Here is an 18,118-nt window from a genome sequence, read left to right as displayed (position 1 = left end):
GTTAATTTTTAAATTATAAAATTCTATGATTTATTATTTTTACAAGCGGCTAACCGTTAATCACTATGCGATTAGCCGCTTATTTTTTTATTATTTTTAGCCGCGATAAAGGTACTTTTCGGCTGTTTCCAGCGTCATCTCAGTGCCATTACCTGGGGCGGTTGGTGCAACGTAATTGCCATTCTTGATTTGTGTTGGATGTACAAAGTGCTCGTGCTGATTGTCTACGTATTCAATCATGCGACCTTCCTTTGTTCCAGAAACTGCAACATAATCAAACATTGCAAAGTGGCATACGGCTTCGCACAATCCAACGCCACCTGCGTGTGGGCAAACTGGCTTGTTAAACTTACGAGCAAGCAAGTATTCGAGAACAACTTCTTGTGGACCTGCAACTCGAGTTGCGTCGATTTGCATTATTCCAAATGCGTTTGCCTGCAAGTATTGCTTGAACATGATTCTGCTTTGCATTTGCTCGCCAGTTGCAACTGGTATTGGGTTGATTGCGCGGGCGATTGTTGCGTGTCCAATAACATCGTCTGGGCTTGTTGGCTCTTCTACCCAAGCTAAGTCGAAGTCGTGGAAGCGATTAATCCAAGTAATTGCTGTTGGAACATCCCACACTTGGTTTGCGTCTACTGCAAGGCGAACATTTGGTCCGATTGCTTCGCGAGCAAGTGCGAGTCTTCTTAAATCGTCATCTACATTTTGACCAACCTTAAGCTTAATTTGCTTAAAGCCTTTAACTTGCGATTCTTCCTTAGCGATTGCAACCATTTTCTCGTCGCTGTAACCGAGCCAGCCTGCAGCAGTGGAGTACCCTGGGTAGCCGTTTACAAGCAAGTCTGCAATGCGCTCTTCCTTACCTTTTTGGCCATCTTGCAAGAATTCGATTGCTTCTTCTGGACGTAAGGCGTCTGTCATGTAGCGGAAGTCGAGCGTAGAGACTAATTCCTTTGGATCCATCTCGGCAAGCAAGCGCCACAAAGGCTTTCCAGCTCTCTTTGCTTTAATATCCCACAACGCGCTTAAAATCGCGCCAATTGCCATGTGTTCTACGCCTTTTTCAGGACCTAGCCAGCGAAGTTGTGAGTCGTGAACGAAAAGATCCCATGCAAGTCGCATGTTGTCTAGTAATTCTTCTACGTTTCTGCCAATAAGCACTTGAGACATGGAGTCGATTGCTGCGCAAACAACGTCGTTGCCGCGGCCAATCGTAAATACAAATCCAACACCTTTAATGCCATCGTCTAGGCTGGTTTTGATTTCTACGTATGCGGATGAATAATCTGGATCTTTGTTCATTGCGTCGGACCCAGAAAGCGTTTGCGACGTAGGGAATCTAAAATCATAGGTTTTTACTGATGTAATTGTACTCATAACGATTTGTGCTCCTTTGCTTTAAGATCGTTGTGACCTACTCCTGTATTTTATAACAAAATAATAGAAAAATGTTCTAATTGTTAGGAAATTTTCGTAAATAATTTTTTGCGAATTTTTCCTAATCTCACGTTTTGTGATAAATGTCATATTTCGGATTTTAAGAATATTGAAAAATTGAGCTTTTATCTTTTATAACTGTTAAAAAATGAATACTTTTGGCATCGATGTTATCTGTTAAATTCTGATTATTCGGCGTGTCATAAGAAAATTTCGCGACTTTGCATAGTCTGTAGCGAAATAATATATGATATTATTTCTATTAGGCTTGATATGTCAGGCAATAATGCGATTTTTCTATTTTTTGAATTTTCGCATTGCTGAGAATTAATGCAAAATTAAGTAAGAAATTTTCTCTGCATTTGTTTGCGACTTAAGAAAATTTTGCGACTTATAAGCATATGAGCATAGGAATATAGGAATTAGGAGAGTGCATATGCCAACTCGTAGTCACGCAACTAGCATTGCTGAAAATGAATCTTCAAAACCTCGCATAACGGAGTTGGCTAAAAAGGCGGGGGTATCGCCTTCTACAATTTCGAAGGTTATTAACGGTAGAACTGGCGTTTCAGATGAGACTCGCAAAAAAGTAGAAGAAGTTCTTTTAAAAAGTGGGCGCGAGTATTCGCTTGTAAGCACTAAGGTATCTCCGACAATTGAATTATTAGTAGATTATGTGGCAAATAATGGCACTATTGAGATGATTACTTACGCATCTCGTTGGGCGCAAAGAGAAGGATTAGCTCTTACAGTCGCTCAAACCGATAATGGTAAGAAACGTGATGAGTGTTTGCGTGGAATTGTAGATAGAAATCCTCTTGGTGTTATATCTCAAATGTCTGATCTTACGCAGAAAGATAAGGAATTTTTGCGTATGCGAAATATTCCGTTGATTATAATTGATCCCGTGTCTCTTTCTAATGGGGAAGATCACACGATTTCAATCGATAATTGGACAGGAGCTTATGAGCTTACAAAACATCTGATTAATCTGGGGCATAAGAGAATAGGCGTTATAACTGGTCCTCTTAATGTTCAATCTGGTGTAGCCCGATTTGCTGGATATAACGCTGCAATGGAGCAGTCTGGCTTGACGATTGATAAAGATTTGGTTAAAGAGGGGGATTATCTTCCTGAACGTGGCTATGAAATGGCTTGTAAGATTTTGGATTTGCCTGAAGAAAAGCGTCCTACTGCTATTTTTGCTTGCAACGATATTACAGCTGTAAATGTGTATCGCGCTGCTCGCGAGCGCGGTATTAAGTTAGGATCTGAGCTTTCTGTAGCTGGGTTTGATGACGTGTATCCTGCACAGTATTTGATGCCATCTTTAACAACTGTTAATCAGCCTTTTGATTCAATAGCAAAGAATGCTATTAGAATGATTCTTGAGATTAGGGAAGGTAAGGAGATTGAGAATCAACTGGTTCTTCCTGCGCATATTGTTATTCGAGAAAGTACTCAGACTGTTGTCGATTGATAGAAGAGTTATTAGATATAGAATTTGACTTATGATTTATGGCTTATGACATAAATCAAATAAATGTGGACGCAGCCTAAATCAAGATAAGTTGCGTCCACAAATATTGCGTATTTATTTATTATTTATTATTTTAGAAGACTACATCAAGCTTGTGTAAATCTTGCGAATGTCTTCCAAAGTTGCCTTGCGTGGGTTTCCTGGAGTGCAAACATCTGCCAAAGCATCGTGGCTTAAGCCTTCAATATCTGCCTCACTAGCTCCAACTTCGCTAATCTTAGTAGGGTTTCCAAGCTTAACAGTTAAGTCGTGAACTGCCTTTACAGCAGCATTGCGCACGGTTTCGAGGTCATCTGTGTATGCGTTTGGAACGTCGAATGCTGCAGCGATATCGCGATACTTTTCGCCACTGTAATCCTTGTTATATTCCATAACAGGAGCAAGCAAAATTCCGTTCGCAACGCCATGAGCAACGCCAAGGCGTCCACCGAGTGGGTGAGCCATGCCGTGAACCAAGCCCAAACCAACGTTGGAGTATGCCATGCCAGTTATGTAGCTTGCGTAAGCCATTTGTTCGCCTGCTGGAACGTCTCCATCTGCGCTCTTTGCAAGGTTTTGTGCAATCATGCGAATTGTTTGCAAAGATAAGCAATCCGAAAGGCTCCATGCTCCTGGAGTAATGAAACCTTCGATTGCGTGGGTGAGTGCATCCAAGCCAGTTGCAACTTTAAGCGAGCGTGGCATGGAATCAGTTAAGTCTGGGTCTACGAATGCAACGATTGGAATATCGTGAGGGTCTACTGCAACGAATTTACGAAGCTTTGCAGTATCGGTAACAACATAGTTGATTGTTGTTTCGGATGCTGTTCCTGCTGTTGTAGGTACGCCAAAGATTGGAACAGAAGGATTCTTTGTATCTGCAACGCCTTCAAGAGAAAGAACGTCGCCAAACTCTGGGTTTGCTACAATAATTCCAATGCCTTTGCATGTATCTTGTGGAGAGCCACCGCCGAGTCCAATAAGGAAGTCTGCACCAGATACCTTGAACTTTTCTACACCGTCTTGAATGCATTCAACAGGTGGATTTGGCTTTACATTGTCGAATACTTCGTATGGAAGACCAGCTGATTCTAGAACGTCTGTAACTTTTTTAACGGTTCCAGTTTTTACAAGAACAGGATCTGTTACTACAAATGCTTTTTTAAAGCCGTGTGCTTTAGCAACGTTTGGAATCTCTTTGATTGCTCCACGACCAAAGTAAGCAGTCTGATTGAAAATCATTCTATAGACCATGCGAAAATCTCCTTTGAGTTTCATATTGGCATACACCAAATTTTTGGTAGTCGTTTAATATTCTACAATATTGCATGACATTTGGCGAGTGTATTAAATAAGCTTTTTATTACTAAACTTAACAAATAAGCAATTAAAATGAACATAAACTAACTAATTTTATGCATTTTTATTTATTTTAGATATAAATAAGCACATTTATAAAAATTAGAGCACGTGATTTGCAATGAATATGTTGAAAGAAAAATATTAATTATGTTAAGAAAAATTCTTTGATTGATTAGTGTTGTAGTTATCTAATTGATTTATTTTGAATTAAATAATCTATTTGGAATGCAAATTGGAATGCAAATTTAGGTCTGCGATATTACGCCCGTGAATTTAAGCCTATCATACTGGCTCTCATACTAAAGTATGACGATTTTATATAAGAGCATTTTTCTATCAAAATTTAATATCAAAATTCCTATTATTCCAATGAAAATATCAGCCCTACGCACTATAGAGAATGCGTTTTTAATCACGTAAATTTTAATTGTAAGGTAATCACAGAAGTATGTGAGGTGCAAAATGAGTGTTGAAAATAGTGAAGATACGCGTTTTACGCAAATGAATTATTCTGCTAAAGAAGGTTTGATTGGCGAGACTGCGGTTGCAGCTTTGCATGTTGTTAAAGATTTTGGCAAGGGTGCAGGCATTGTTCACGCTCTGCGAGATGTAAGCGTAAGTTTTGAACGCGGCAAGTTTACGGCGATTATGGGCCCTTCTGGTTCTGGAAAGTCAACGTTAATGCACTCTTTGGCTGGTCTTGACAGCGTTAATTCTGGAAAGGTTTTGGTTGACGGCCTAGATATTACAGGTATGAGCGATAAGCAGCTTACGCTTATGCGCCGCGAAATGGTTGGATTTATTTTCCAAAGTTTTAATCTTCTTCCAATGTTTAGCGCTGAGCAAAATATTCTTATGCCTCTTACTTTGGCAGGTAAAAAGCCGGATAAGCAATGGTTTAATACTTTGGTTAATACTCTTGGCTTGCAAGATCGCTTAAAGCATAGGCCTGCTGAGCTTTCTGGTGGTCAGCGACAACGCGTTGCAATTGCTAGAGCTTTAATCTCTAAGCCTTCCGTAGTTTTTGCAGACGAGCCTACTGGTAATCTTGACTCTGCTTCCAGCTTGGAAGTTTTGCATTTCTTGAAGAAGTCTGTAACGGAACTTGGTCAAACCGTGATTATGGTTACTCACGACGCTGTTGCAGCCTCTTACGCGGATCGAGCAATCGTATTTGCAGATGGTCAAATCGTTGAAGACGTTCAAAATCCTACTGCAGAAGGCATGAGCAAGATGCTTATGGAACGCAGCGAAGCTGGTATTAATAATCAGTCTGCTCAATTGCAATAAAAGGTGGTGAAGTTAGAATGTGGAAAATCGCACTAAAACTTATGCGCAAAAGCGTGCGCATGCTAATCGCCTCTGGAATTGCAATTCTTATAGGCAGCATGTTTATGAGCGCTACTTTGCTTTTTAGCAACAGTGTTGATGACTTGATGGTTCGCAACGCAACCGATGAATTCGGTAGCGCAAATTATGCAATATCATTTAAGAATCCTAACAGTTCTCCGAGTAGTGAAATTCATTATAAAGACCTTCATTTAGACAAAATATCGAAGATGCCTGGTGTCAACGGTATTCGTAGCGACGATGCGACTGCACTTGTAAGAGTAGAAAAAGGTGATAAATCAGTTACGAGTATCGCTTGGTCTAATGGTTTGTATGGAAATCTTCCTGTGTATAAATCAACAGAAGGTAGAGATCCGCAAGAAATAGGCGAAATCACGCTTATTAAAAGTATTGCTAAATCAATACATGCAAATATTGGCGATACTATAACTTTGGTTAAAGTAGATGACACTGGCGGAGATAAAGAAAAATCGTACGATGTTCGTGTGGTTGGTCTTGTTGACGATGGAGAACATTCTCAAATACCATTTTCGAATCGCGGCACGTATCTTGGTGGCATAACGAATGATTTTTGTGCAAAACTCGAAAATCTTAAGAATTCTGACAATGAAGTTGTGCAAAGCAAAGTGTACATGAGTATTGATGAATCTAAAATAAACGATTTATCTCCTAAGATTAATGCTTTGCTTCCAGAGCAATTTTCTCTTATGTCTAGGCACGAAGTTGGTGTAAGAGCTGTTCGAAATATGTCCAACGGCACTAATTTTGTAACCATGTTCTTACTATCGTTTGGTGTTCTAGCATTGCTTATTTCTTCGCTTGTTATTGCAAACACATTCCAAGTTTTGGTTGCTCAACGCAGACGCACTCTTGCACTTTTGCGCGTAATTGGCGCACAGTCGCACCAGCTTTATGCTGCAGTTTTGCTTGAAGCTGCAATACTTGGAGTTATTTCCGCGGCTGTTGGTGTGCTTTGCGCAATCGGATTTATGGGCGCAATTAGTAACGTGAATATTAATTCTGGACCGTTATCTAAGATTCCTTTGATTGTCTCGCTTCCAGCGGTTGTCTGGCCAATAGCAATTGGCATGATTGTAACAGTTCTTGCGTCTATGAGTGCTGCGCGATCTGCTACAAAAGTAACGCCTATGGAAGCGCTACGACCAATGGATTTGATTAAAGATAAGCGTGCAAGCATTATTCGCGCTGTTTTTGGCGTGATATTTATTGTTGTAGGTATTTTAGCTACGGCTTTAAGTGCTACTTCTTTAGCAAGCATGATTGCGGGGAAGTCTCCTACTGCTGGTTCTGATTCTTGGATGACTTTGCTTGGAGCAATGTTTGGATGCGCGCTTGTGTTTATTGGAATTATTATTACTGCAACATTCTGGATGCCGTTTGCTATGAAGGCAACTGGCGCAATCATGGCACTTTGTGGGCCTTCTTCTAAAGTTGCTAACGCAAACGTGCAACGAAACCCTAGAAGAGTTGCAGCAACTGGAACATCTTTGCTTATTGGGGTAACGCTTGTTTCAACAGTAGTAACTGGTGCAATGTGCGGTAAAGCAACTCTTAAAGGTGTTGTTGATGACCGTTACAGTGTTGACATTATTATTCAAGGCAAGAATGTTGATGAATCTTTAGCTGCCGACATTTCAAAGATTAGTGGAATAAAGCATACTGAGTTGCTTCCTGCAGTTCCTATGACTTTTAAGAACGCTAAGGGCAAAACTGAGTACGCTATGGCAGCTGGAGTTGATAATGTAAATCAACTTAGAAATGTAATGCACACTGACCTTGATGGCGTTAATATAAACAAAGATTCTGTGCTTTTGCCTAAGTTTAATAACGAAGGTGGAGAGCCTTTTGATCTTAAAAAAGGAAATCTTAATCTGCAAGCTTACGTAGAAAAGTACAGTTCTGGTGAAGATAGTGTAGAAAATGTTACTCCATTTACTGGCATGAATACAGACTCTAGTAATAACGATAAGAGCATTACTGTAAAGCAAGTTCAGTTTAAGACGTATCGAAATGTTGGTGTGTATTCAAATAATACTGCTTTTGTGAGCAAATCCTACTTCAATAACTACCTTAAGCCTACAACGCATATTTTGCTCATTTCGGTAGACTCTAGCAAAGCTAATCTTGTAGATATTGCTAAAAACATTCGAAATGTTACATCTAGTTATGCGGAGGTTATGGCTACTGGAAGCGTGTTTGAGCGAGCAAAGTGGGAGAGTACTATTGACATAATGATGATGTTGCTTGTTGGCTTAATAGCAGTAGCTGTTGTGATTGCTTTAATAGGCGTTGCAAACACATTAAGCTTGTCTGTTATTGAGCGAACCAAAGAATCTGCAACTTTGCGCGCAATAGGCATGACAAGAGGCCAGGTTAGAAGATCTCTTGCGTTGGAAGCAACGTTGATCTCCCTAACAAGCACTGTTTCTGGCTTGATTGTTGGAACGGTGTTTGGATGGATTGGATCCTACATGGTATTTAGCACAATTGGCAAAGTTCCGTTTGTAATTGATTGGACTATTTACGCGGTTCTTGCTCTAATCGCTTTACTTGCAGCGCTTCTTTCCAGCGTGCTTCCAGCTCGTAGAGCAGTGAAGTCTTCGCCAGTGGTTGCGCTCGCAGAAGAATAAACTGTATGTTGTTATAACATATATTAAATTAATTATAAAAACAGAAATAATGCTGGTGTAGTTGTGCATCAGCATTATTTTTTTCTACATAACGTGCGACACGCAGAAAAAATAATGTGATGTACGTCAAAAAAATAAATAAATTTTATGCATAAAATACAATTGTTTAGATATTATTAATATTGATTAATATTTTTTATCGGGAAAATCGAAAAAATTAAGTATTAAATATTTGTTATAACAACTTAATCGAAAAATTTTTCGATTATTTGACGTTGGAATCTTATTTATTTCTCTGTTATGCTCTTTGGTTGACTGCTGACATAAGCATAAATTAAATATGAGGCCGCTACGAGCAAGGAGTAGAAGAATATGGTAACGGTCAATAAAAAATCTGCTGCATTGATTGCAGGAATTGTTTTGTTATTAATGCAAAGCCCAATGCCAGCGTGGGCTAGTGATGCTGTAAATAGTGATGTAACACAAGCATCTGATTCTGATTTCAAGTCACTTGGACAATTAGATTTGGGTGGTTCCAATCAACCTCCTGCTACGAAGGAAGATTTACTTGCTAGTCGTAAGCAGTATAAAGAAAATCTTAAAAAGTATAATAAAGATTTAAAGAAAGCAGAATCTGAGTATAATAAATTTAAAGAATTAGTAGATAATGCAATAAAAGAATCAGGTCAACGAACAACACAAATAGATGAAATAGATAAAGAAATAGATGCTTTAAACGGAAAAGATGATTCTGAGTCTGAAAAAGAGTTTAATAGACTAATTCAAGAAAAAGAAAAGCTTGACCTTCAGCGTAAGACCATAGAAAAAACTCTTACAGAAGATACTGAGAAATTAAAAGTCGAAGAGAATAAAAAAGAAGAATATGGTCGATATGTTAAAAATACAGAAGGTCAAATTTCAAGTGTAAATGAACAACTAAAATCACTTGGCGTAAATATTGATGATCTTGATGCAGAAGAAAATAACGTTCAAGAAGAAACAATAAAGCCTGATTCTCCTGCACCAGCTCCACGTACAGAGTCAGATGCTACAGTTGATACACCAAATGACTCTACTAAGTCGAAGGAAGAAGTTGAGAAGTCCATTCCAGAAGTAAAATCTCCAGATACTAAAGTTACTGAAGAAAAAGCTGTACAAGAAAAAGATTCTGTGCAGACTAAACCGAAGGATTCTAAAGTTGATTCGCGGTCTTCAGATAATAAATTTGCATCTTCTGAATATAGATCTTCGCAAGTAGAATCATTAGAATCTAAGAAATCTAAAGCGAAGAGTGTTGAAGCTGAATCGACTACTTCTTCATCTGTAGCAGCACGCCCAGCAGAATCCTCTGTAACACCATTTGTTCCAGTTTCTGAACCAAAGGTTATCCCACAGAATGCTACATCCAAGGAAACTCCTGCGGCTTCTGTTGAAAACTCACAAAATGCATCTACTGTTTCTTCTGAGTCAGCTGTTTCTGCTGCTTCCGCAAATGTGAGAACACCTGATGCACCGGTTGCACCTGTTACACATTCTGCATCTGCTGCACCAGCTGCTGCGCATCCAGCATCGCCAGTATCTCATCCAGCAGAATCCGAAGCAAATAACGCTTTTAGTAGCGAAAAAAGCGATTCTCAAAATAATGAAGAAAATAAAAAAGACGAAAATACAGAAAATGAAGAGGTAAAAGAAGATTCCAAAACTGTTGACGAAACCAATAAGTTATCTGAAGCTAAAAGCGATAACGCAAAAGCACCATCGAACAACAATAATCTTGTAATTGCTGGCGCTGTTGTAGGAACAATGGCAATAGGTGGTTCTGCAGCTGCAGGTATTTATATGAGTCGCGGTGGCAAAATTTGCTTTTCTAAATAAAACTTAGGATTGCGGATAATCAAATACAGATAGTCAAAATATCTTAATGCGAATATAAAAGCAATGCGAATATAAATAGCACAAATAATATAAATAAAATTAAAATGCGGTTGCAATTCGATCATTCAATGAAGAATAGATTGATTTTGCAGCCGCATTGTTTTATAAGAATAATTAAACAAGACCATTTTCGTAAGCGAACACAACAGCTTGAACTCTGTCTCTAGCGTTGATTTTTCCCAAAATATGAGCAACATGCGTTTTGACTGTTGGCAAGCTAATAAACAGTTTATTAGCAATTTCTTGGTTAGACAGTCCGTGAGCAATTTCTACAAGAACTTCGCGCTCGCGATCTGTTAAATCATTTAAGCAAGAATCGTAAGCGTTTGTGTTTTGCTCGTTTTTAGTTGCAATTTCTTCTTTTGCTTTTTCTTCATCGTTAGGCTTAGAGATCATCGACTCGATTAAACGCTTTGTAGCAGTTGGAGCAATAATTGCGTTTCCTTGATACACAGTTCGTATGGAATTAAGCAATGTTTCTGGCTCTGTATCTTTAAGTAAAAATCCCGATGCGCCCGTATGAATTGCAGCCATAACGTATTCGTCTAAATCAAAAGTCGTTAAAATAATAATACGCGTATTGCTATTATCTTCTTTTTGCAAAATTTTGCGCGTAGCTTCCAATCCATCCATTAACGGCATGCGCACATCCATCAAAATAACATCTGGATGTTCTTTTGACGCAACTTCTACAATTTCATTGCCATTTGAAGCTTGAGCAACAACTTGCATATCTTTTTGCGAGTTGATTACCATAGCAAATCCTGCGCGCACAAGCTCCTGATCGTCTGCTATAGCGACTCTAATTACTTCATTGTTTTCCATATTTTCCATACTATCAATTTATGCGTGCTTGTTGGCAAGTCTGTGTTGAATTTGTTCATCAAGAGAAGGAGCAGGGCGAACCGCAATCTTAGCTATATTTGCACTATTGTTTGATGAATTAACACTTGAACCCGTTTCTCGCAAAATTCCGAGTAGTTTTCTCATATATCTAAGTGCTGATCGACCTTCATCTCCAATGTTTTTAAAAGCTTTACTAATTGCTTCAATTTGTTCTTGTGATTGCTTAAGATTTTTTGACTCTGAATTTTCTGCATTACTATTTGCTTTTTCGTATTCATTTAGCATATTGATTCCACTATTTGCAGCATCAATTACTTTATGCAATGTAACAGCAACTTTTTGCTGAATGTTTGCGCTAATACGCTGCCTTTCGGCATTTGCTGCAAGTACTTCTAGCTGTTTTTGCTCTTGCTCTAGTTCTGTTTTGCGTGCTTTTAGAATCAACAAATTATTGTCATCATTTCTGCGGGAATAAGCAAATGCAATGGCAGCAAAACAAATTAATGCAACTATAAAACCAAAAATTAATCCTACGGATGCCATTTGCATAATGTCATAAAAATTAGTTGTATACGCATTAGAAGTAAAAAATCGTATTGGAGTTTCATTTTGCGGAATATTTCTTGATGCAACACCAATTTTTACAGCAAAAATAGCAGATTCGGCGAGTACTACAGCACTAACCCACTGCCATGCGTGCTTTTTGCCATAGAGCACAGCAGCATAAACAATGGCTGGTATAAAGAAATTAGCGAATAAAATATTCGGCAAGCATATAAGCTGTATTGCAGAAAATACTGCTGCAATAATTGCGCACATAGTTGGAGCTTTTCTGCGAAACATGAGTGGCACCATGGTTGTAAGAGTAAATACTCTATAAAGTATTTGTACTAAAAGTGAGCTTGAATATTGCGAAGTCATTCCAGTTCCAACAGTAAAATCGTAAGTTGGTATAAAAAGCATTAGAACAGTCCAAGGCGATGCATAAATAACATCGCCAATAAGCCAATGTTGTTCAAACCATTGTGATACTTTCTCAATCCTATTTTGTGAATTATTTGCTGCTGGCAAAACTTTTGATGAGGTTTTATTGCTTGTATTTGCTGGTTTTTCTTTCGTTGATAATGGATTATTAACTTTTATGTTCTTATAAGTAGCGTTAGTAATACTATTTAATGCAAAAGCAGTAGTGTTTGATTGATCTGTACTGTAAGAGTATGGAATAAAAGCAGCAATACTAAATGTTCCATCGTTTTGTATTCCATAATCAAGTGTTCCATGAAGATTTTCAATGCGCTCTTTCATGCCAATTAAGCCATAACCATTTTTATGTGGCACACCACTATTTTGCTCTTGATTAGCTTCAAGCTTGTGTACTTCATTTGTGATTTTTAGTGTTAAGCCTTGTTCGTTCCACTGTTCGTGAATGTTTATTTTAATGCCATTTCCTGCATGCTTTCGAATATTAGTAAGAGATTCTTGAACAACGCGGTATGCAACGGTTTGTGCGTCCGTGTTAAGTCTATTTTGAGAATTTATGCCATCAACGGTATGCCAAAAAATATTTTTAGGAGATGCAATTTTTGCTTGCTCAATAAGAGAAGGTATGTGATTGAAATCCAATTGAGCGGATGGAGCGTCTGTTAAAGCTTCTAGCAGTCGACGCATGTCGTGAACGGCGCGCTCTGCTTCGTTTTTAATAATATGCATTGTTTTTTTAGCAAGAGAAATATCTTGTGTAGCGGCATAACGACCACCGTCTGCTTGAACAATAATAATAGAAAGCGTGTGAGCAACAATATCGTGCATATCCCTAGCGATTCTAGCGCGCTCTGCAGTAATGGCAATATGCTGAGCTTTCTTTCTGTACGCGCGAATAGCGTTATTGTTCTCTTGTAAAAGTTGAATAGTGTGCACGTGAGTGCGCTGCCAGTAGCCAATAATAACCGTAATTGTAGTAATAATAATCGCAAAAATTATAGTAGGAATTGCACAATCAAGTATAATTGAAACGCAATTTTTTATGTTACTACTATTTATATTTTTTACGCTGCAAGAATAACTAGCTTTTGAATGATTGATGCCATATATTGGCCCCATTGCAATATTCCACGATATTGCTGCGCAAGATAATACTGTTGTTATGTAAGCTGCAATAACAAAAGCTTTTGAATGTTCTGGATTTCCGAGAGCAATAGCATTAACAAGTAGCACGAAACCAAAGAAATCAGCAAAAAGTTGAGTAGGGCCAAATATTACTTGTACGATGCATGCAACAATAAAAATAACAGCTGTGTGTTCGGGCCATAGTTTTCGTACTGAAAGTAATGATGCAATAACAATATTTATAAGATAGGTTGTAATTAGCGAACTTTGCGTCAAGAATCCGTCAACATTGCTTATAGTATATCGATTGGTTGAAAGTATAAAAAGAATAAGCGGAATAATGCCCCACAATATATCGTTTAGCGTAAGCTCAGTGCGTAAGCGTTGTATAGCTCTGTTAAACGTGTGAGATATTTTCATAACTACTAGGCTAGTACACGGCACTTTATAGAACAATCGAACTTTAGTATGATTTACATAAGAGTGTGTATTTTTGTATGTGATTTGTTGTTGCAACGTTGCATGCGAGTGCAGAAAGGAATGTTTACAATGGCACTGCTAGCAAAGTATTACGTACCAGGATTGTATGTAGAAGAGCGCGCAATCGATGTTCCTTTAGATTGGGAGCAAAACACTCCAGGCGATTCTATTAAAGGGGAGACGATTCGCCTATTTTGCAGAGTTATTTGCGCTCCAGAACATGTGCATGAGGATTTGCCTTTGCTAGTGTTTTTGCAAGGAGGCCCAGGCGGTCAGTGCCCTCGTCCGCTTTCGCCGTCTAGTGATGGTTGGATTCAAGAGGCAATTAAGCATTTTCGTGTTGTTCTTCCAGACCAGCGTGGCGTGGGGCGCTCTTCTAGAGTAGATGCTTCTACAATTAAGCGCATGGCAGACGACGGTGTGAGTGTAGAGAGGCAAGCATGGTACTTAAAGCGATTCTTAGCTGATTCTATTATTCGCGATTTTGAGCATTTGCGCCTAACTGAGTTTAATGCAAAGCCGTGGGTTTCTTTGGGTCAAAGCTATGGCGGATTCTTAACACTTACGTATTTGTCTCTTTTCCCGCAGGGTTTGCTTGCAAGCTTTACAACGGGCGGTATTCCTCACGTTCCAGCTAATGCTCTAGAAGTTTACGAGCACACGTTCCCGCGTATGGCTAGAAAAACTGAGCAATTCTACGAGCGTTATCCGCAGGATGTTGCGCGCGCTGCTGCTATTGCAGATAGGATTTCTCAAGGAGATGTTTTCTTGCCTAATGGTGAAAAGCTTACGGTTGAGCGATTCCAGACTCTTGGATCATCTTTTGGTATGAAACCAAGCTTTGAAAGAGTTCATTGGTTGATTGACTCAGCTTTTTCGGATGGAGATGGCTCTCTTAAGGCGTTTAAGCATGGTGGCGGAACGGCAGACGGTTATTTAAGCGATGAATTTCTTTACGGTGTTATGGATGCAACGTCTTCTAGTCCGCTATATTGGCCATTACAAGAGTTCATTTATGCAGATGGTGAATTAGATCATCCAATTCGTTGGGCAGCTCAGCAAGTTCGAGAAACAATGCCAGAGTTTGCTGGCAGCGCGCGTCCTCTTTTGTTTACTGGCGAAGCTGTGTTCCCGTGGATGTTTGATCAGCAAAAAGCTTTGCAGCCTTTCTTGCCAGCTGTTGATTGCATGATGAACGATATGCAATTTGGCAAGATTTACGATTTAGATCAACTTGCAAATAATGAAGTTCCTTTGCAAGCAGCGGTTTATTTCGATGACTTGTATGTTGATTCTGGTCTTCAGCTAGACACTTTGTCTCATATTTCTAACTCTCATTATTGGACTACTAACGAGTTTGAGCATGATGGTGTTCATGGAGACTTTGTGTTCCGTCATTTGTTAGAAGAAGCAAAAAATCGTGGAGATTTAGAGTCTATATATAAGTGATATAAGTAATATAAGTAACTTTTGATTAAAGTACCTAACAAATGATTAGATATACAAGTTGTATGTACAAATGATTAGATGCTTAATAGAAAGTTAGTATTTAGTTTATTGTTTACTTATTAGGGAGATTGATTAATGAGTTCTAACTCAATTGGAACCGTTGGATTTATTGGCTTTGGAAACATGGCTCAAGCGATTGCGCAAGGCTTGGTTCGCGCTAATGTTTTGCAAGGAAAAGATATGGTTGCGTGTGCAGCCCACTTTGAAAAACTTGTTAATACTACGAGCAAATTTGGTGTAAAAGCTTTAAAAAGTGCGTGTGAAGTTTGCGATGCTAGTGATATTTTAATTCTGGCTGTAAAACCAAATCAGATTGAAGAAGTTCTGCAGACTATCGCAAAAACTATTGTGGATAGAAAAATAGCAATTATATCCGTTGCAGCAGGCTGGACTATTAAGCATTACCAGAATCTACTTGGAAAAGATGTTCACGTGCAATGCATTATTCCAAACACGCCAATCGCAGTTTGCCAAGGAGTCACTTTAGCAGAAAATGAAAATACGCTAACAGATAGTCAACTAGAAGCTTTTAACGCGATTTTTGAGCCTATATCTTTAGTTGAACGAGTAGATAGCGAGCACATGAATATTGCAATGTGTGTTTCTAGCTGCGCTCCAGCTTTTACAGCTATGTACATGGAAGCTTTAGCGGATGCTGGAGTAAAGTACGGTCTAAAGCGAGATTGCGCATATCGTTTGGCTGCAAAGATGATTGAGGGAGTAGGTGCTCTGTATATGGATACTCGCATTCATCCAGGCGTTATGAAAGACGCAGTATGTTCTCCTGGTGGCACTACGATTCGAGGTGTTGCAAAGCTCGAATCCTGTGGTTTTAGGGGAGATGTTATCAGCGCTGTTGATGCAATTCAACAAAAATAAAACAATACGAGTATAGTGGAGTCGTCAATTCCTCTAGCTGGTCTAAAGTAGGTAATTATGTCTTTAACAATTGGAATCGTAGGTTTACCTAACGTTGGTAAATCGACTATGTTTAATGCTCTAACAAGAAATAACGTTTTAGCGGAAAATTATCCGTTTGCAACAATCGAACCAAATACAGGTATTGTGCCTTTGCCAGATAAACGTTTGCCTGTTTTAGCGAAGCTTGTTAAAACCGAGAAAATAGTTCCAGCAACCGTTACATTCGTTGATATTGCAGGAATTGTTAAGGGTGCTAGCGAAGGTGAAGGTTTGGGAAACAAATTCCTTGCTAATATTCGTGAAGCAGATGCAATTTGTGAAGTTGTTCGCGCATTTAATGATGATGACATTGTTCACGTTAATGGCAAGGTAGATCCAGCAGACGATATTGATACAATCAACACGGAGCTTATTCTTGCGGATTTGCAAACAATCGAGAATGCTTTGCCGAAGTTAGAAAAAGATTTACGTGGCAAAAAAGTTACTCAAGAATACGTAAATGCTGTAAATAAGGCTAAGGAAATTCTTGAATCTGGTAAGACGATTGATCAGGCTCATAATGAGAAGTTGATTAATAAAGACGACGTTTACGATTTGCATTTGCTTACTGCTAAGCCTTTTATTTACGTGTTTAACGTTGACGATTCGGAGCTTTCGGATGACTCTTTGAAGTCTAAGCTGGCGGCATCTGTAGCTCCAGCAAAGGCTATTTTCTTGAATGCGCAATTTGAGTCGGAGCTTACTGAGCTTGATGAAGAAGATGCTCGAGAAATGTTAGCTGATGCGGGCTTGCAAGAATCTGGATTGGATCAGCTTGCTCGAGTCGGATTTGATATTCTAGGTCTTCAAACCTATTTGACGGCTGGCGTTAAAGAAGTTCACGCATGGCAAATTCATAAGGGTTGGACAGCTCCGCAAGCTGCAGGCGTTATCCACACTGATTTTGAGCGTGGATTTATTAAAGCAGAAGTTGTTTCATACGATGATTTTGTTGGAGCTCAAGGCTCAATGGCTAAAATTAAGGAAGAAGGAAAGCTTCGTCTTGAAGGCCGCGATTATGTTATGCAAGACGGAGATATTGTTGAATTTAAGTTTAATGTGTGATTGTCTAAACAATTCGTCTAAACAATAATTATATTAATGTGTAACGGCGCTGCTTAGGTACTGTAGTATAGTATCAAGGTAGCGCCTTTTATCTTGTTTATTATGGAGATTTTATGAATATATTTTGTGCTTTAAAAAGCGTTCTAAGGTCACTTATTGCGCGATTAGTGAAATATATTATTAGCTTAAAATCTCCAGAAAATCGCAAAATTTTCTATAAGCGCGTTTCTACTGTTCTAGTTATTTTAATCTTTTTCAGCTTTGTTGGTTTTCAGGTATCTCACGTAATTGAAGAAGCAAATAGTCGAATCTCTAATAACACAAAATCTTATTATTCAAAACGCAAAAACAATAAGAGTAATAAAAGTAATAAAAAATCTAAAACAAAGATAGATTACTCAAATAAGTCTTTAGATAATCCATTAATTAAATCTTCTGATTTATGGAAAATTCCTACGGGAGGTCAGTATCCGAATCTTTCTGGGGTCGATGCAAATCATTTACACGTAAAAGTAAATCTTAAAAAACAACGTGTTTATATTTATGCGAATAATAATCTTGTTTATACGATGATTGTTAGTGCTGGAATGGATGAATCAACTCCTAAAGGTGATTATAAAATTGGTGCACGAGGTGACCATTTTTATAATGATAAAGAAAAAATGGGTGGCGACTACTGGGTTGGCTTTATAGGTTCCGAATATTTGTTCCACTCTGTGCCAACTAGGTTTAATTTTGGTGATTATATTGTTCCAGAGGCTCAAAAGCTTGGTGTTCCTGCATCTCATGGATGTGTTCGATTAAGTGTGCCTGACTCTAAGTGGTTCTATTCGTATATTCCAGATGGAACTTCTGTACATATTGGATAACTGACTTTAATATTCATTGATTATAT

12 protein-coding genes are annotated in these 18,118 nt (G+C 38.6%); 8 read left to right on the top strand and 4 right to left on the bottom strand.

What is annotated here, in order from left to right; all coding sequences use genetic code 11:
* Positions 1–96: 96 nt before the first annotated feature.
* Complete coding sequence (locus ACJV45_RS03820) at positions 97–1,380, bottom strand: enolase C-terminal domain-like protein (RefSeq protein WP_004111883.1); 1,284 nt, start codon at positions 1,378–1,380, stop codon at positions 97–99.
* Between the two features lie 496 nt (positions 1,381–1,876).
* Between ACJV45_RS03820 and ACJV45_RS03815 the strand changes: the two genes are divergently transcribed.
* Positions 1,877–2,920 carry a LacI family DNA-binding transcriptional regulator gene (locus ACJV45_RS03815; RefSeq protein ID WP_004115320.1) on the top strand — a complete coding sequence of 348 codons (1,044 nt, stop codon included), beginning with the start codon at positions 1,877–1,879 and terminating at the stop codon, positions 2,918–2,920.
* A gap of 141 nt (positions 2,921–3,061) precedes the next feature.
* On the opposite strand, the gene fucO is transcribed toward ACJV45_RS03815, so the two are convergent.
* A complete protein-coding gene (gene fucO, locus ACJV45_RS03810) occupies positions 3,062–4,213 on the bottom strand; it encodes a lactaldehyde reductase (protein WP_101890187.1) in 1,152 nt (383 codons plus the stop codon).
* 570 nt (positions 4,214–4,783) lie between these two features.
* Here fucO and ACJV45_RS03805 point away from each other — a divergent pair.
* The 3 genes from ACJV45_RS03805 to ACJV45_RS03795 all read left to right on the top strand — a co-directional run bounded on the left by ACJV45_RS03805 (position 4,784) and on the right by ACJV45_RS03795 (position 10,197).
* On the top strand, positions 4,784–5,611 hold the full coding sequence (locus ACJV45_RS03805) for an ABC transporter ATP-binding protein (protein WP_419397684.1): 828 nt from the start codon (positions 4,784–4,786) through the stop codon (positions 5,609–5,611).
* Between the two features lie 17 nt (positions 5,612–5,628).
* Positions 5,629–8,322, top strand: coding sequence for an ABC transporter permease (locus ACJV45_RS03800; RefSeq protein ID WP_419397683.1), 2,694 nt, complete (start codon positions 5,629–5,631; stop codon positions 8,320–8,322).
* A 372-nt stretch (positions 8,323–8,694) separates the two neighbouring features.
* Positions 8,695–10,197, top strand: a complete 1,503-nt coding sequence (locus ACJV45_RS03795) for a DNA topoisomerase 2-like domain-containing protein (RefSeq protein WP_419397682.1) — start codon at positions 8,695–8,697, stop codon at positions 10,195–10,197.
* Between the two features lie 174 nt (positions 10,198–10,371).
* Here ACJV45_RS03795 and ACJV45_RS03790 read toward each other — a convergent pair whose 3' ends face one another.
* Together ACJV45_RS03790 and ACJV45_RS03785 are read right to left on the bottom strand one after the other, a co-directional pair.
* Positions 10,372–11,091 carry a response regulator gene (locus ACJV45_RS03790; RefSeq protein ID WP_419397681.1) on the bottom strand — a complete coding sequence of 240 codons (720 nt, stop codon included), beginning with the start codon at positions 11,089–11,091 and terminating at the stop codon, positions 10,372–10,374.
* Between the two features lie 9 nt (positions 11,092–11,100).
* On the bottom strand, positions 11,101–13,629 hold the full coding sequence (locus tag ACJV45_RS03785; RefSeq protein WP_419397680.1) for a sensor histidine kinase: 2,529 nt from the start codon (positions 13,627–13,629) through the stop codon (positions 11,101–11,103).
* Positions 13,630–13,758: 129 nt separating this feature from the next.
* Here ACJV45_RS03785 and ACJV45_RS03780 point away from each other — a divergent pair, with 129 nt between their 5' ends.
* The 4 genes from ACJV45_RS03780 (at position 13,759) to ACJV45_RS03765 (ending at position 18,092) form a co-directional block, all read left to right on the top strand.
* Positions 13,759–15,138: an alpha/beta fold hydrolase gene (locus ACJV45_RS03780; protein WP_419397679.1), complete on the top strand. Its 1,380-nt coding sequence runs from the start codon at positions 13,759–13,761 to the stop codon at positions 15,136–15,138.
* Between the two features lie 135 nt (positions 15,139–15,273).
* Positions 15,274–16,077 carry a pyrroline-5-carboxylate reductase gene (gene proC, locus ACJV45_RS03775; RefSeq protein WP_419397678.1) on the top strand — a complete coding sequence of 268 codons (804 nt, stop codon included), beginning with the start codon at positions 15,274–15,276 and terminating at the stop codon, positions 16,075–16,077.
* A 57-nt stretch (positions 16,078–16,134) separates the two neighbouring features.
* Complete coding sequence (ychF, locus tag ACJV45_RS03770; RefSeq protein WP_419397677.1) at positions 16,135–17,223, top strand: redox-regulated ATPase YchF; 1,089 nt, start codon at positions 16,135–16,137, stop codon at positions 17,221–17,223.
* Between the two features lie 113 nt (positions 17,224–17,336).
* A complete protein-coding gene (locus ACJV45_RS03765; protein WP_419397676.1) occupies positions 17,337–18,092 on the top strand; it encodes a L,D-transpeptidase in 756 nt (251 codons plus the stop codon).
* The last annotated feature ends 26 nt before the right edge of the window (positions 18,093–18,118 follow it).

This window comes from Gardnerella lacydonensis (genome assembly GCF_048545055.1).
Taxonomy (GTDB): domain Bacteria; phylum Actinomycetota; class Actinomycetes; order Actinomycetales; family Bifidobacteriaceae; genus Bifidobacterium; species Bifidobacterium vaginale_C.
The sequence above is the reverse complement of the archived record's forward strand: the minus strand, read 5'-3'. Positions and strand labels throughout refer to the sequence as shown.